Source organism: Paraburkholderia susongensis (genome assembly GCF_900177725.1).
In the GTDB taxonomy this organism is placed as follows: Bacteria; Pseudomonadota; Gammaproteobacteria; order Burkholderiales; family Burkholderiaceae; genus Paraburkholderia; species Paraburkholderia susongensis.
Genome location: NZ_FXAT01000005.1, coordinates 208,378 through 223,715, shown reverse-complemented (window position 1 = coordinate 223,715; position 15,338 = coordinate 208,378). Strand labels below are relative to the sequence as shown.

The window sequence follows — 15,338 nt, the reverse complement described above, 5'->3', positions numbered from 1 at the left end:
GTCTCGCGCCGCCACACGAAAATCGTAACGCGCGCGGCCGCTCAGGAGGAAATACTGTTTGGAACTATGGGATATAGGCGAAACCAATACTCAATCGCCGCGCCTCGCCGCCGCGGTGTCGAGCGTCGGCGCCATCTCCGCGACGAGCTGCTGCATGCAGTCCTGCACCGCGCGCGACGCGGCCGTCTGCGGCACGGAATTGAGCCGGCACAGCGCGACGGAGCGCTCGAGCGAGGGGCTCACGAGATAGCGCGCGAGCAGGTCCTTGTGCGCTTTGCCGCGGCCGAGGAAGCCCGACAGGATGGTGGCCGCTTCGCCGCGGCGCGCGAGTTCGAGCATGGTGGGCAGCGAATCGATATCCGCGACGACGTTGAGGTCGAGGCCCGCGCTGTCGAACGCGCGCTCGACCAGCAGACGCAAACCATGCGAGCGGCCCGGCAGCACCAGCGGCACGCCCGAGAGCAATGCGAGCGGCACGGTCTTGGCGCGCGTATTACCGACCCACGCGGCGCCATGCACCGCGAGGCGCTCGCTGAAGAGCGGCGCCACCGTCACCCCGCGCGTCTCGGTTTCGCGGAACAGCACGGCGATATCGAGCCGCCCGTTGGCGAGCAGCTCGTTCAGATAGCCGCTCATGCTCTCGAAGATCTGCAACTGTATGCCGGGATACTTCGCGCGCATGCGCTCGAACAGGGGCACCGCGAGCACCGCCGCGACGCTGGTCGGCAGGCCGACCGCAACCTGGCCCGAGAGCGCGTGCTCGCCGCGCTTCACGTCGCCGCGCAGTTGCGCGAACTGCTTGATGATGGACTGCGCGTGGCGGTACAGCGTGCTGCCCGCTTCGGTCGGCGCGACGCCGGAGTAGCTGCGCACCAGCAGCGGCGCGCCAAGGTCGTTCTCCATTTCGGAGATCTGCTGGCTCAACGAGGGCTGCGAGATGGACAGCGCGAGCGCGGCCTTCGAGAGGCTGCCCGCGTCCACGCAGGCCACGAAATAACGCATCTGGCGAATGTCCATGGCGCAGTGTCTCCTGGTGATGTGGCCGATGCGGCGGCCGGCGAGGCAGCCTTAGGGTATAGGTGCGGACTATATCATCTATTGCCAATTCGTATTTGTAGCGGTTTGAGCGATCTCCCTATACTTTTTTCACCCAAAGCACATCAACCGATATCGCTCACATCGAACAGGAGACACAGCATGGCAACGCAGGCCAGGACCATTTTCATCGGCGGCGAATGGAGCGCGGCTCGCTCGGGGGCGTCGCTCGACGTGCGCTCGCCCATCGACGGCGAAGTGTTCGGCGCGATTTCGCGCGGCGAGAAGTCCGAGATCGATCACGCGGTGCAGGCGGCGCGCGCCGCGCTTGCCGGTCCGTGGAGCACGATGGCCGGCTTCGAGCGCGGCCGCATCATGAGCCGGCTGTCCGCGTTGATCCTCGAGCAGGTGGAAGAACTCGCGCAGCTCGAAGCGCGCGACACCGGCAAGCCGATCACCCAGGCGCGCACCGACATTCGCGCGACGGCGCGCTATTTCGAGTTCTACGCGGGCGCCGCCGACAAGATTCTCGGCGACGTGCTGCCGTTCCTCGACGGCTTCCAGGTCACCGTGCAGCGCGAGCCGCGCGGCGTGTGCGGCCTCATCATTCCGTGGAACTATCCGGCCTCGATGTTCGGCCGCACCATCGGCCCGGCGCTCGCCACCGGCAACACCGTCGTGCTGAAGCCCGCCGAGGACGCGAGCATGAGCTGCACGCGGCTCACCGCGCTCGCGCATGAGGCGGGTGTGCCGGTGGGCGTCATTAACCTCGTCACGGGTCTCGGCGAAGAAGCGGGCGCGGCGCTCTCGCAGCACCCGGATGTCGATTTCCTCTCGTTCACCGGTTCGCCCGAAGTCGGCACGCTGATCCAGACCGCCGCCGCGAAGAATCACGTGCCGTGCGTGCTGGAGCTCGGCGGCAAATCGCCGCAGATCGTGTTCGACGACGCCGATTTCGACAACGCGGCGAAGACCATCGTCGGCGTGATTACGCAGAACGCGGGGCAGACCTGCTCGGCGGGCAGCCGCGTGCTCGTGCAACGTTCGGCCTATGAGCGGTTCGTCGCGCTGCTCGCGCAGAAAATGTCGGACGTGCGCGTCGGCGCTCCGCAGGCGGACCTTCAGTGCGGCCCGGTCATCAACCGCACGCAGCAGACCAAGGTGCAGGGCTTCATCGAGCGCGCGCGCGCCGGCGGCGTCGAGGTGATCGCGCAAGGTTCGCTCGACGGCAGCGCGGTCGAGACCGGCTATTTCGTCACGCCGACGCTGTTCGGGCCGGTGCCGACCGACCACGAGCTCGCGCAGGACGAAGTGTTCGGCCCGGTGCTCGCGGTGATTCCGTTCGAGGACGAAGCCGAAGCCGTTGCCATCGCCAACGGCACCGCGTATGGCCTCGTCGCGGGCCTGTGGACGGAGAACGGCGCGCGGCAGATGCGCGTGGCGAAGAAATTGCGCGTGGGCCAGGTGTTCATCAACAACTACGGCGCGGGCGGCGGCATCGAATTGCCGTTCGGCGGCGTGAAGCGCAGCGGGCATGGCCGCGAGAAGGGGCTGGAAGCGCTGAAGGAATACACCGTCGCCAAGACCATCGTGCTGAAACACGGTTGAGCCGCACAGGCCAACGCTTCGAACACAAAGCAACAGGAGACTGAATCGCATGACCGCCGTTCCCGAGTTTTCCCGCGCAGCCGTGCTGCGTGAATTCAAGGCGCCGCTCAAGATCGAGGAAGTGCCGCTGCCGCGCGAGGTCGAGCCGAACGCCGCGCTCGTCAAGATCGAGATGTGCTCGATTTGCGGCACCGACGTGCACCTGTGGCAGGGCTCGCTGTCGCTGAAGGTGAATCTGCCGGTCATCATCGGCCATGAGATGGTCGGGCGCGTGGTGCGCGCGGGCGCGGGCGTCACGACCGACTCGGTCGGCACGCCGCTGAAGGTCGGCGATCGCATCGTGTACACGCATACGTCCTGCGGCGGCTGCTACTTCTGCACGACCGCGCGCAAGCCGACGCTGTGCACCAATCGCCGCGCGTACATGTACGAGAACATCGAGGAATCGCCGTATCTGCTCGGCGGTTTCTCGCAGTACGGCTACGTGCTGCCGCAAGCCGGCCGCCTGCGGGTGCCGGACGCGGTGCCCAATGAACTCGCGAGCCTGTCGAGCTGCGCGCTGCGCTCGGTGATGAACGCGTTCTCGCAGATTGGCGAAATCGAGCCGACCGACACCGTGCTGATCCAGGGCGCGGGTCCGCTCGGCCTGCTCGCCACGGCCAACGCGCGCGTGCGCGGCGCGAAGAAGATCATCGTGATCGGCTCGCCGCAGGCGCGCCTGAAAATGGCGGAGCGCTTCGGCGCGGACGTGTGCATTCCGGTCGAGGGCACGAGCGCGCAGGAGCGTCTCGATACGGTGCTCGCCCATACCGAAGGGCGCGGCGCGGACATCGTGATGGAGTTCACCGGCGTGCCAGCCGCTTTCGCGGAAGGCCTCGCGCTCGCGCGCAAGGGCGGCCGCTATCTGGTGGTCGGCCAGCTCGGCGAGGCATCGACGAGCGTGGCGCCTTCGATGATCGTCAAGAAGAACCTGCAACTGATCGGCTCGTTCTCCGGCGACGCGCGCAGCTACTCGCTCGCGTTGCAGTTCCTCGAGAAGCACCAGCACGCGTTCCCGTTCCACGAAATGATTACGGGCCGCTATACGCTCGACGAGGTGAACACGGCGCTCACCCGCATGAAGAACTTCGAAGAGGTCAAGCCAGTCATTTCGGTTGACTAAGGAATCTCGCAGCAGCAAATCCAGTGGCAACTCCAGTGGCAACTCCAGTGGTAAATTCGCCGGCTTGCGCCGGCACCCCTTGAAAACAAGCCGTTTTCCGCGCGACACCCCTCGCCGGATCCAGTCGCGGCAGATTAAATAGATAGGAGACAACCCATGAAAATCGATCGTCGCAGCTTCCTCGTCAAAAGCGCAGGAACGGTGGCGGTTGCCGCCTCGGGCATGATGGGCGCGCCGTGGATCAGGCGCGCGCAGGCGGCGGAATTCAGCTACAAGATCGGCACCGACCTGCCGGCGTCGCATCCGCTGAACGTGCGGCTCCAGCAGGCGGCCGACGCGATCAGGAAGGACACCGACGGCCGCCTGGACCTGCGCGTGTTCGCGAACAACCAGCTCGGCGGCGACCCGGACATGTTCGCGCAGCTGCGCGCGGGCGCACTGGAATTCTTCACGCTCTCGGGCGCAAACGCGTTGTCCTCGCTCGTGCCGAAGACGGCGATCACGGGCGTCGGTTTCGCGTTCAAGGACTACAACCAGGTGTTCGCCGCGCTCGACGGCGACCTCGGCGCGCATCTGCGCGGGCTCATCACGAAGGCCGGCCTCATCGTGCAGGACAAGGTGTGGGACAACGGCTTCCGCCAGATCACCACCAGCTCCAGGCCGATCAAGACGCCGGGCGACCTGCAGGGCATGAAGATCCGCGTGCCGCCGGGCCGTCTGTGGATCTCGCTGTTCCGCTCGCTCCAGGCCGCGCCGACTTCGATCAGCTTCAACGAGGTGTATTCGGCGTTGCAGACCCGGGTCGTGGAAGGGCAGGAGAACGCGCTCGCGGTGGTCGAGACGGCCAAGCTCTACGAAGTGCAGAAGTATTGCTCGATGACGAGCCACATGTGGGACGGCTTCTGGTGCCTCGGCAATCGCGCCGCGTGGGAGAAGCTGCCGTCGAACGTGCGCGACATCACCTCGAAGCATCTGAACGAGTACGCGCTCCTGCAGCGCAAGGACGTCGCGCAACTCAACGCGTCGCTGCAGAAGACGCTGGAAGGCCGGGGCCTGCAATTCAACTCGCCCGACCTGGGCGGCTTTCGCGACATGCTGCAGAAATCCGGTTTTTACGCCGAGCAGAAGCAATTTTTCGGTGAGGAAGAATGGGCGCTGCTCGAAAAAGTCACCGGGAAACTGGCATGAGAACGCACATCGTCGACGACTTCCCGCAAGGCGCGCACGAGGGCGACACCCTGCGCGGCCTGCCTTCGAGGCCGCACGGCCTCGCGCTCGCGGATCGCGTGCTCGGGCTGATGGCGGCTGTGCCGGCGGCGCTGCTGGTGCTTGCCGAGATCGTGCTGCTCTTTAGCGGCGTGTGTGCGCGCTACGTGTTCCATCGTCCGCTGGTGTGGGGCGACGAGCTTGCCGGCATCCTGTTCCTGTGGCTCGCCATGACAGGCGCCGCGACCGCCTTGCATCGCGGCGCGCACATGCGCATGACGGCGATGGTCAATCGCGCGAGCAAGGAGTCGGCCGCGTTCTGGGACACCGTCGCGCTGGTCGCGAGCCTGCTGTTCCTCGGGCTGATCGCCGCGCCGGCGTATGCCTACATCCGGCAGCAATGGATGATCGAGACGCCCGCGCTCGAGATCAACGACGGTCTGCGCGTGGCCGCGATCGTCTACGGCGTCGCGCTCATGTTGCTCATGTCGCTCGTCAAGCTGCTGGCGCTCGGCTGGAAGCCGGCGCTGACCGGCATCGTGGTGTCGGCGGCGATCGTATTCGGGCTCGACACGGCGGGCCCGGTGCTGCAATCGCTGGGCAACCTGAATCTGCTGATCTTCTTCGTCGGCGTGGTTGGGTTCACGGTGTTGAGCGGCATGCCGATCGCGTTTTCGTTCGGCCTCGCGGTGTTCTCGTACCTGTCGCTGTCCACCTCGATGCCGCTCGAGATCGTCGTGAGCCGCATGGACGAGGGCATGTCTCAACTGCTGCTGCTCGCCGTGCCGATGTTCATCTTCTTAGGCCTGCTGATCGAGATGACGGGCATGGCGCGCGCGATGATCAACTTTCTCGCGTCGCTGCTCGGGCACGTGCGCGGCGGGCTGTCGTACGTGCTGATCGGCGCGATGTATCTGATCTCGGGCATCTCCGGCTCCAAGGCCGCCGACATGGCCGCGGTCGCGCCGATCCTGTTTCCCGAGATGAAGCGGCGCGGCGAGCGGCCGGGCGAACTGGTTGCGCTGCTTTCGGCAACGGGCGCGCAGACCGAGACCGTGCCGCCTTCCATCGTGCTGATTACGATCGGCTCGGTGACGGGCGTGTCGATTTCGGCGCTGTTCACGGGCGGCCTGCTGCCGGGCTTCGTCCTCGCGCTCGCGCTGTGCGCGCTGGTGTGGTGGCGCACGCGCGGCGTGGAGCCGGTTTCGGCGAAGCGCGCGGGGGGCTCGGAGATCATGAAGACGCTGATCGTCTCGATTCCGGCGCTGGCGTTGCCGGTGGTCATTCGCCTCGCGGTGGTCGAGGGCGTCGCGACCGCGACGGAAGTGTCGACGGTGGGCATCGTCTACTCGCTGATCGCGGGGCTGCTGATTTACCGGCGCTTCGAGTGGAAGCGCATCGGTCCGATGCTGGTCGAGACGGCGGCGCTTTCCGGTGCGATCCTCATCATCATCGGCACGGCAACCGCGATGGCCTGGGCGCTCACGCAATCGGGCTTCTCGCACAGCCTGGCGTCGTTCATGGAGCACTTGCCGGGCGGCGCGGTGAGCTTCATGGCGGTCTCGGTGGTGATGTTCGTGCTGCTCGGCAGCGTGCTGGAGGGCATTCCGGCGATCGTGCTGTTCGGGCCGCTGCTGTTTCCGATTGCGCGCGACGTCGGCATTCACGAAGTGCAGTATGCGATGGTCGTGATTCTTTCCATGGGCCTCGGACTGTTCTCACCGCCGTTCGGCGTGGGGTATTACGGGGCTTGCGCGGTGAGCAAGATTCATCCGGATGAAGGGATTCGGCCGATCATCGGGTACATGGTCGCGCTGTTCGTGGGAATTGTCGTCATTGCGGCCGTGCCCTGGATTTCCACCGGGTTCCTGAGGACGCAGTAAGTCAGTGAGTTTTTCTCCTCACCCGGGGAGATCATTTCGTTTGCTCGAACCGAACCCGAAACCTACTATTTCGCACAACCGGCGCGAAGCCGCCATTGCGCGAAGTCACGAAAGCCACGAAAGCCACGAAAAAATGACGAACGAGACACCTGTAGCCATCATCACCGGCGCCGCCAGCGGCATCGGCCAGTCCACCGCGCAACTGCTCGCGAGCCGCGGCTATCGCGTCGCCATTGCCGACCTGCGCGAACCGGCCGCCGCCGACACCGCCGCCTCCATCCGCGCGAGCGGCCATGAAGCGATCTCCGTGCATGTCGACGTCGCCAACGAAGCCAGCGTGAAAGCGATGGTCGAAACGGTCGTAGGAAGCTGGGGCCGTCTCGACGTGCTCGTCAACAGCGCCGGACTGGAAAGCGCGAAAGCATGCCTCGACATCACGCCGGAAGAATTCCGCCGTGTTATCGAAGTGAACACGACCGGCACCTGGCTGTGCTGCCAGGAAGCGCTGCGCCGGATGCTCACGCAAAACAGCGGCGCCATCGTCAATCTGAGTTCGATCGCGGGGCAGAAGGGCGGCGGCATGCTCGGCACCGCCGCTTATGCGACATCCAAGGGCGCCATTCTCGCGATGACCAAATCGCTCGCGCGGGAATTCGCGAGGTCGGGCATTCGCGTGAACGCGGTCGCGCCCGCTTTCACGCTGACCGACTTCGTGCGCCGCCAGCTCGCGACCAAGCCGGAAGGCTTCATCGATTCGATCTATGCCGCCACGCCGATGGGGCGCGGCGCGCAGCCCGAGGAAATCGCCGAGGTGATCACGTTCCTCGCGTCGCCGCAAGCCTCGTTCATTACCGGGGCCGTGTACAACGCGGACGGCGGCACCGCGATGTAAGCATGCTCACGCGCCTTTGCCTTCGGCGCGCAGCATCTCTTCCTTGAGCCATTGAACGAGCGCGACCGTTTGCGGCCGTGCCTGCAAATGCGGCGCGACCCAGAGCACGAGCTGGCGCGGCCCCTTCACGAAGCCGAAGGGTGCGACGAGCGTGCCCGAATCGAGCTCGCCGCGCACCAGCATGCGCGGCACGGTCGCCACGCCGAGCCCGCACTTTGCGGCCTGGATCAGCAGATAGAAATGCTCGAACGATTCCGCGATGGCCGGCCGCCGCGCGGGCATGTGTCCGCTCGCCTCGAACCAGTCGTCCCACGCGGCCGGACGCGTCGCGGTTGCGAGCAGGCGGGCGCGTTCGAGATCGTCCACGGTGGTGATGCGCGTCGCGCTCATGTATTCCGGCGAGCACACCACGCCGATCCATTCGTCGACGAGCGGCTCGGGCTCCACGTCCCTGGGCGGCTTGATGGTGGTCAGGCGAATCGCCACGCTGATGTTCTCGCGCGCGAAATCCACTTCGCCGTGACCCGTATGAAAGCCGATCTCGAGCTGCGGCTCCTTGCGATGCAGGGTGCTGAGGCGCGGCAGCAGCCAGTACATCATGATCGACGCCGAGCATGACAGCGTGAGCGGTCCGGGCCGCACCTGATCGAGGCTCGCCTGAATGAGATTGAACGCGCGCGACAGCCCCTGGGCGAGCTGCGCGCCTTCGGGCGTCGGCTCGGTGGCGTGCGCGTTGCGCAGCAACAGCAGCACGCCGAGGTTGTCTTCGAGCGAACGGATGTGACGGCTGATCGCGCCATGCGTGACGGACAGCTCCTCGGCCGCCTCGCCGAAGCTGCGCAGCCGCGCAGTGGCTTCGAATGCACGTAACGCGTTGAGTGAAGGACGGGGCACGCGCGGATGACCTCTCGACGAAAACACTCACACCGTGCGGATCGAGTTCGGCGCGATGGGAATGCGAAAAGAAAAGTGGAAAGCGGCAAAGATCGGACGCGACGTTATTGTGAGTTTTTCGCATCGCGCGTGGAAATCATATCGTTTGATGCTTTCGAGCGTCAATCTTATAGTCCCTCAAAACGCACATGCGGCAGCGCCCTCATGCGCACCCAAAACCATCGGGATACGGAGACATGCGGCGCACTCCTTTTTTTCGCGCCAGCCGCAACGTGAAGCCATAACATGTCCAACAATAATCGTTCGCGCGCTGAATTCACGGCGCGCTATTTCGTCGAAAGCTCGGTGCCGCTCGCGAGAGCGGCGGAGGTGATCGCAGGCGAGCAATCGAGCGGTACCTTCCTCGCGCTGCCCGGCGAAACCGATGATCTGAAGGAGCGCGCCCGCGCCCGCGTGGCGCGCGTCGATTCGCTGCCGCCCGTGCTGGAGCCCTCGCTGAAAAGCGCGTTCGTCGAGCGCAAGGAGCCCGCGCGGCTGTTCTATCGCGGCGAGATCGAGATCGCGTTTCCGGTCGACAACGTCGGCGCCAATCTGCCCGCGCTCCTGTCCACCATCGCGGGCAATCTGTTCGAGCTTGGCGAGGTGACCGGCCTGCGGCTGCTCGACATCGACCTACCCGCCGATCATGCGGCGCGTTTTCCCGGCCCCGCGTTCGGCATCGAAGGCACGCGCGAGAAGACCGGCGTGCTCGGGCGTCCGCTCATCGGCACCATCGTCAAGCCGAGCATTGGGCTGCTGCCCGGGCAGACCGCGCAGATCGTCGACGATCTGTGCGCCGCCGGAATCGACTTTATCAAGGATGACGAACTACTTGCCGATCCCGCGTATGCGAGCTTCGATGCGCGCCTGGAAGCGGTGATGCCGGTGCTGCATCGTCATGCCGACCGGATGGGCCGTATGCCGATGTACGCCATCAACATCTCCGGCACCATCGACGAGATGCTGCGCCGTCATGACAAAGTGCTCGCCGCGGGGGGCACCTGCGTGATGATGTGCGTGAACTGGGTCGGGTTCGCGGGTGTGGAGCACGTGCGCCGCCACGCGCAATTGCCCATTCATGGTCACCGCAACGGCTGGGGCGCGCTCACGCGCTTTCCGCAGCTCGGCTTCTCGTTCGCGGCCTATCAGAAGCTCTGGCGTCTCGCGGGTGTCGATCATCTGCACGTGAACGGCGTGCGCAGCAAGTTCTGGGAGCCGGATGCGTCGGTGATCGATTCCGCGCGTTCGTGCCTTGCGCCTTTCGCGGGCGTGCAACCGGTGATGCCGGTGTTTTCGTCGGGACAATGGGCCTCGCAGGCGCCGGATCTTTTCAAGGCGCTGCGCTCCGTCGATCTCATGCATCTCGCGGGCGGTGGCATCATAGGCCATCCGCAAGGTATCGCGGCAGGCGTCGCGAGCATGCGCGAAGGCTGGGAAGCCGCGGCCGAGGGCGTCGACCTGGAGACTTACGCGCGGTCCCATCCCGCCTTGCGCGCGGCGCTCGCGCACTTCAAGGCGGTCTGAACCGACGACGGGCGGCGCGCCGCTCTCCTTTCCATCAAAGCGATCCGAACTCACGATGAGCGCCGCCGCGTTGCCCACTCCACCGAATTTGCGACTCGCCTTCTACGGCGACGACTTCACCGGCTCCACCGATGCGCTCGAAGTGCTGAGCTTCGCGGGCCTGCGCTGTGCGCTGTTTCTGAAGCCGCCGACGCGCGAGCAGCTCGCGGCGCTCGGCGGCTTCGACGCGATCGGCGTGGCCGGCGACAGCCGCGCGATGACGCCCGCGGAAATGGACGCGGCCTTGCCGCCTGTGTTCGAGGCGCTCGCATCTCTCGATGCGCCGCTCATCCACTACAAGGTTTGCTCGACGTTCGACAGCGCGCCGCATATCGGCAGCATCGGCCGCGTGATGGAGCTTGCGCGCACGCGCTTCGGGCCGCGCACGATTCCGATTGTCGCGGGGACGCCTGCGCTTGGGCGTTATTGCACGTTCGGCAATCTGTTCGCGCGCTCGGGTACGGATGGACTCATCTATCGCATCGACCGTCATCCGATCATGAGCGCGCATCCGGTCACGCCGATGGACGAAGGCGACCTGTTGCGTCATTTCGGACGACAAACGGATCTGCGGCTCGAAGGCTTCTTTCTGCCGCATTTCGCGCAGGAGCGTGAAGCGCTCGATCGCTCCTGGCGCGATGCGCTCGAAGCGGCGCCCGCGGGCCTGCTGCTCGATACCGCGACGCATGCGCATCTGACCGAAGTCGGACGGCTGCTCGACGCGCACGCGAAGGCGCATGGGCCGGTGTTCGCCGTGGGATCGTCGGGGCTCGAATATGCGCTCACGCAATGGTGGGCCGAGCAAGGCACGTTACCGGCGTCGCGGCGCGCGTTCGATCGCGTGGAACCCGCCGGGCCGATACTCGTGCTCTCGGGCAGCGCGTCGCCTTTGGCCGCCGCGCAGATCGACGCGGCCGTCGCGGCTGGATTCACCGATATCGAAATCGACGCGCGCGCGTTGATTGACGATCAGGAAGGCGCGCGCGCGTTCGATGAGATGGTCAACCGTGCGCTCGATGCCTTGCGCGATGGACGCAGTGTCATCATGCACACGGCGCGTGGGCCGCGTGATCCGCGTATCGGCGGCTTGCTCGATGCGCTCGTCGCGACCGGCATGACACGCGATGATGCACGGCATCGCGGCGGACGAATGCTCGGGCAGCGGCTCGGCGCGATGGCCGATGCCATTCTTCGCGCGAGGCCGTTGCGGCGGCTGATTCTCTCGGGCGGAGATACGTCGAGTCAGGTCACGCAGGTGCTCGGGCCCGATGCGCTGGAGATCGATTCGCGCCTGACGCCGGGAGCGCCGCTGTGTCGGGTGAGGTCGGATTTGCCGCACCTGAGGGAGTTGCAGGTTGCGCTCAAGGGTGGGCAGATGGGCGACGCGCGGTTTTTTGTTACTGCGCGGGATGGGCGGGTAGGGTAGGTTTCCGGAGGGAAACGATGAGGCTGCCACGAGCGAGGGTGGCCGTGCGATGAACAGCTTCAGCGAGCCAAAGGGCGATTCGCGGGACCGGGCGCGCGAGGGGCAGGGAAGTCGCAACGCGAACCCGGTCGCGCGGGTCAGCGCGTCAGATTCACCTTCGCGAGATCGATCAATTCGCGGCCTCGGCCATCCATTACCGCCTTCATCATGAAGAGCCCAAAGTGCCACGCTTCGTCGACGGTGGTCTTGGGCGGCATGATCAGTTCCTGCCGCGCGCTGACCACGTCGACAAGCGCCGGACCATCATGCGCGAGGGCGGCTGCGATTGCGCCTTCGAGGTCCTGCGGTTTTTCGACGCGAATACCCTTCACTCCGATCGCTTCGGCCATGTGCGCGAAGTTCGGATTGACGAGGTCGCAGCCGGTGTCGACGAAGCCCGATGCGCGCATCTCGATCTCGACGAAACCCAGCGTACCGTTGTTCAGCACGATCACCTTCACCGGCAGCTTTGCCTGAACCAGCGTGAGGAACTCGCCCATCATCATCGTGAAGCCGCCATCACCCGACATCGAGATCACCTGGCGGCCGGGATGCGCGGCCTGCGCGCCGATCGCGTGCAGCATCGCATTCGCCATGGAGCCGTGATTGAACGAACCGACCAGCCGGCGCCGTCCATTCAGTTTCAGATAGCGCGCTGTCCATGCGATCGGGGTGCCGACGTCGCAGGTGAAGATCGCGTCGTCGGCCGCGAGCTGGCCCACAAGCCGCGTCACGTATTGCGGATGGATCGTCGTGCTCGACGGATTGCTCTCGGCGAGCGCATCGAGATCCTTGCGTGCCTGCTGATAGTGAGCGAGCGCGCCGTCGAGATGCGATGCATCGGTTTTTTCGTCGAGCAGCGGCAGCAATGCGGCGAGCGTGTCCTTGACCGTACCGATCAGGCCGAGATCGAGCGAGCACCGATTGCCGAGCGCTTCCGGGCGCACGTCGATCTGCGCGATCTTCGCGTTTTCCGGATAAAACTGCCGGTAGGGAAAGTCCGTGCCGAGCAGAAGCAGCATGTCGCACGCCTTCATCGCGGCATATCCCGACGCGAACCCGACCATCCCGGTCATCCCGACGTCATATGGATTGTCGTGCTCGATATATTCCTTGCCGCGCAGCGAATGCACGATCGGCGCCTTGAGCCGCTTCGCGAGTTCGATCACTTCGTCGCGCGCGCCCGCGCAGCCCGCGCCGCACATGAGCGTCACGCGCGATGCCCCATGCAGCAGGCCAGCGAGATTCGAGATCTCCTCGTTGGCCGGACGCAGGACGGGCGGTGCCGACGGCACGAGCCACGGCGCTGCCTTGGCGACGAGCGGCGACAGCGCGACGTCCCCCGGAATCACGACGACCGCGACTCCGCGCCGCCCGACCGCGACCCGCATCGCACGCGTGAGGATCTGCGGCAGCAGACTGACGTTCGACACGAGTTCGACATAGTGGCTGCACTCCTTGAACAGGCTTTCAGGATGCGTCGCCTGAAAGTAGTCGATGCCGATCTCGCTGCTCGGGATATGCGCGGCGATCGCGAGCACGGGCACGCCACTGCGATGACAGTCGAACAGGCCGTTGATCAGATGCAGGTTGCCCGGACCGCAACTACCCGCGCACACCGCGAGCTGGCCAGTGAGATGCGCCTCGGCGCCCGCCGCAAAGGCCGCGCCTTCCTCGTGCCGCACGTGAATCCAGTCGATCTCGCCTGAGCGTCTGAGCGAATCGGAGATGCCGTTCAGCGAGTCGCCGACGACGCCGTATATGCGTTTCACGCCAGCGTGCATGAGCGTGTCGACCAGATAGTCCGCCGCGGTAGTCATGATTCGCCTCCAGTGGATTGGCTGTTGAACTGTGAGTGGTTTGTGAGCCTCGTCATCGCATCAGACCGATGTGCTCGCGATTCGTGCGGCGCGCGCGCATTTGCGTCGCGCATTTTGATGTAGGAAATCGGCTGTATTGCCGAAACGCACGTATTCCCGGTGTTTTTCCGTTGCTAGCATGAACCTGCATCATACGGAATCGCGCGGCTCGCCGCCCGGTCCGCGATGCGCCGGGCGCGATTTCGCTGCCCGGCGGCATACCCGCAGCGGAAGGAAGTGAATCCAAATGTACTGCATAAAAGCAACATACATTCCCCGAAACGACATGTTTTTCAACGAGACTTACTACGTCGATCACCATATGCCTCTGGCTGAGCGGCTGCTTCAGGGACATGTGAACTTCGTACGCATGGCGGCGGAGTTCGATGTAACGCTGCTGCGTGACCCCAATGTGGTGCGATCGCCGTGTGTGTATCACCTGTACGTTGCAACGCTCGCGGATGTCGAGGCATTCCGAAGGTTTCTGGGCGGTCCCATGGTGCAGCCCCTTCGTGACGACATGCTGGTATATACCAACTGCGAGTGCGAGTGGTCCGTCTCCAGGTTCACACATGACTGATTGGGGAAACTATCTGCCTGCCCGAAGTTCTTGCCGGGGAAAGTCGAACGACGGACGCGTCATCCTTTTGTACGGAGATTCCGTTCGTCGAAGGCACTTTTCCTGAGGGACTATACTGAGCGCCAACTTCATGAAGCGCGTTCACGCCGATCCCGTATGCCACAGCAAGAGCGTTCGTTCATAGGCCGGATTCGCATGCAACTGGATGAGTTACCTGCGACCGAGCGCAGACTCGCCGACTTCGTACTTGAATTTCCGGGAGATCTGGCGAGTTACACCGGCGCGGAACTAGCCGTACTCGCTGAAGTGTCCAAGGCGACCGTCAGCCGCTTCGTGCGGCGTCTGGGTTACGACAGCTTCGAGGCAGCGCGCCGCCATGCTCGCAATGAGAAGGAACGCGGCTCGCCACTTTTCCTGTCGGCATCGCCGAGGTCTTCGGCGTCGAATGCGCTCGAGGCGCACGTCAATCTGGGCGTGCAGAATCTCACCGCCACGCTCGGGCGACTCTCGGACGAACTCGTCGACGAGATTGCGCGCTCGATAGTCGATGCGCGTCAAGTACTGATATTCGGTTTTCGCAGCAGCCAGGCATTCGCCAATTACTTCCGCTGGCAGATCCAGCAGGTGGTCGAGCGGACTGCCACGCTTCCCGCCGCCGGCGAGACGGTCGGCGAACATCTGGCCAGTCTCGAACCGCGCGATATGGTGATCGTATTCGGCTTGCGCCGGCGTGTCCCGCAAACCCAGGCCGTGCTCGACTACGCGGTAAGCGCCGGTATCAGGACACTGTATATCGCCGATCAGCACGCGCCGGCGCCTCGCGGAGTAACCTGGACCATCCATTGCGATACCGCGGCGCCTGGTCCTCTCGACAACCATGTGGCGGTGATGGGGTTGTGCAACGTCCTGATTACGCGGGTATTCGAGCGGGCAGGCAATCGCGGCAAAAAGCGCCTGAGCGCGATCGAAACCGCGCACGACGCACTCGATGAATTATGACTTTTCGCCCGGCGCACCGCATGGAACGTGTCCTTGCTGATGAAATTATCGTTTCATCGCGCTCTTTCACTTCGACATTCACGCTGCACCGCAAAGGAGCAAGCCCACGCTGGACGGCGCTGACGCGCGCCACTTCACGGTGAAACGGCCCGA

At 64.8% G+C, this 15,338-nt stretch carries 12 protein-coding genes; 9 read left to right on the top strand and 3 right to left on the bottom strand.

All coding sequences use genetic code 11. The features are described from left to right. Positions 1-90: 90 nt before the first annotated feature. Complete coding sequence (locus B9Z01_RS17245) at positions 91-1,017, bottom strand: LysR substrate-binding domain-containing protein (protein ID WP_085485166.1); 927 nt, start codon at positions 1,015-1,017, stop codon at positions 91-93. 180 nt (positions 1,018-1,197) lie between these two features. Between B9Z01_RS17245 and B9Z01_RS17240 the strand changes: the two genes are divergently transcribed. The 5 genes from B9Z01_RS17240 to B9Z01_RS17220 all read left to right on the top strand — a co-directional run bounded on the left by B9Z01_RS17240 (position 1,198) and on the right by B9Z01_RS17220 (position 7,786). Continuing rightward, on the top strand, positions 1,198-2,643 hold the full coding sequence (locus B9Z01_RS17240) for an aldehyde dehydrogenase family protein (RefSeq protein WP_085485164.1): 1,446 nt from the start codon (positions 1,198-1,200) through the stop codon (positions 2,641-2,643). Positions 2,644-2,692: 49 nt separating this feature from the next. Then, positions 2,693-3,805, top strand: coding sequence for a zinc-binding dehydrogenase (locus tag B9Z01_RS17235; protein WP_085485162.1), 1,113 nt, complete (start codon positions 2,693-2,695; stop codon positions 3,803-3,805). 156 nt (positions 3,806-3,961) lie between these two features. After that, positions 3,962-4,993, top strand: a complete 1,032-nt coding sequence (locus B9Z01_RS17230; RefSeq protein WP_085485160.1) for a TRAP transporter substrate-binding protein — start codon at positions 3,962-3,964, stop codon at positions 4,991-4,993. Further along, a complete protein-coding gene (locus tag B9Z01_RS17225; RefSeq protein ID WP_085485158.1) occupies positions 4,990-6,894 on the top strand; it encodes a TRAP transporter large permease in 1,905 nt (634 codons plus the stop codon). Before B9Z01_RS17230 ends, B9Z01_RS17225 begins: the two co-directional genes overlap by 4 nt. 133 nt (positions 6,895-7,027) lie before the next feature. Beyond that, the gene (locus B9Z01_RS17220) at positions 7,028-7,786 is read left to right on the top strand and encodes an SDR family NAD(P)-dependent oxidoreductase (protein WP_085485156.1); all 759 of its coding nucleotides are present in this window, start codon (positions 7,028-7,030) and stop codon (positions 7,784-7,786) included. A 6-nt stretch (positions 7,787-7,792) separates the two neighbouring features. On the opposite strand, the gene B9Z01_RS17215 is transcribed toward B9Z01_RS17220, so the two are convergent. Beyond that, a complete protein-coding gene (locus tag B9Z01_RS17215) occupies positions 7,793-8,680 on the bottom strand; it encodes a LysR substrate-binding domain-containing protein (RefSeq protein WP_085485730.1) in 888 nt (295 codons plus the stop codon). Between the two features lie 285 nt (positions 8,681-8,965). On the opposite strand from B9Z01_RS17215, the gene B9Z01_RS17210 reads away from it, so the two are divergent. Both B9Z01_RS17210 and B9Z01_RS17205 read left to right on the top strand, forming a co-directional pair. After that, the gene (locus B9Z01_RS17210; RefSeq protein WP_085485154.1) at positions 8,966-10,243 is read left to right on the top strand and encodes a ribulose-bisphosphate carboxylase large subunit family protein; all 1,278 of its coding nucleotides are present in this window, start codon (positions 8,966-8,968) and stop codon (positions 10,241-10,243) included. 55 nt (positions 10,244-10,298) lie between these two features. Beyond that, entirely contained in the window at positions 10,299-11,708 is a 1,410-nt protein-coding gene (locus B9Z01_RS17205; RefSeq protein ID WP_085485152.1) for a four-carbon acid sugar kinase family protein, read from the top strand. A 137-nt stretch (positions 11,709-11,845) separates the two neighbouring features. Here B9Z01_RS17205 and poxB read toward each other — a convergent pair whose 3' ends face one another. Further along, the gene (poxB, locus tag B9Z01_RS17200; protein ID WP_085485150.1) at positions 11,846-13,567 is read right to left on the bottom strand and encodes a ubiquinone-dependent pyruvate dehydrogenase; all 1,722 of its coding nucleotides are present in this window, start codon (positions 13,565-13,567) and stop codon (positions 11,846-11,848) included. A 325-nt stretch (positions 13,568-13,892) separates the two neighbouring features. Between poxB and B9Z01_RS17195 the strand changes: the two genes are divergently transcribed. Next, positions 13,893-14,186, top strand: a complete 294-nt coding sequence (locus B9Z01_RS17195) for a hypothetical protein (RefSeq protein ID WP_143808961.1) — start codon at positions 13,893-13,895, stop codon at positions 14,184-14,186. A gap of 195 nt (positions 14,187-14,381) precedes the next feature. Beyond that, positions 14,382-15,185: a MurR/RpiR family transcriptional regulator gene (locus B9Z01_RS17190; RefSeq protein ID WP_244196047.1), complete on the top strand. Its 804-nt coding sequence runs from the start codon at positions 14,382-14,384 to the stop codon at positions 15,183-15,185. Positions 15,186-15,338 lie beyond the last annotated feature (153 nt).

Coding starts and splice junctions, on each gene's coding strand:
- B9Z01_RS17245 (WP_085485166.1), bottom strand. CDS start 1,017: ATGGACATTCGCCAGATGCGTTATTTCGTGGCCTGCGTGGACGCGGGC.
- B9Z01_RS17240 (WP_085485164.1), top strand. CDS start 1,198: ATGGCAACGCAGGCCAGGACCATTTTCATCGGCGGCGAATGGAGCGCG.
- B9Z01_RS17235 (WP_085485162.1), top strand. CDS start 2,693: ATGACCGCCGTTCCCGAGTTTTCCCGCGCAGCCGTGCTGCGTGAATTC.
- B9Z01_RS17230 (WP_085485160.1), top strand. CDS start 3,962: ATGAAAATCGATCGTCGCAGCTTCCTCGTCAAAAGCGCAGGAACGGTG.
- B9Z01_RS17225 (WP_085485158.1), top strand. CDS start 4,990: ATGAGAACGCACATCGTCGACGACTTCCCGCAAGGCGCGCACGAGGGC.
- B9Z01_RS17220 (WP_085485156.1), top strand. CDS start 7,028: ATGACGAACGAGACACCTGTAGCCATCATCACCGGCGCCGCCAGCGGC.
- B9Z01_RS17210 (WP_085485154.1), top strand. CDS start 8,966: ATGTCCAACAATAATCGTTCGCGCGCTGAATTCACGGCGCGCTATTTC.
- B9Z01_RS17205 (WP_085485152.1), top strand. CDS start 10,299: ATGAGCGCCGCCGCGTTGCCCACTCCACCGAATTTGCGACTCGCCTTC.
- poxB (WP_085485150.1), bottom strand. CDS start 13,567: ATGACTACCGCGGCGGACTATCTGGTCGACACGCTCATGCACGCTGGC.
- B9Z01_RS17195 (WP_143808961.1), top strand. CDS start 13,893: ATGTTTTTCAACGAGACTTACTACGTCGATCACCATATGCCTCTGGCT.
- B9Z01_RS17190 (WP_244196047.1), top strand. CDS start 14,382: ATGCAACTGGATGAGTTACCTGCGACCGAGCGCAGACTCGCCGACTTC.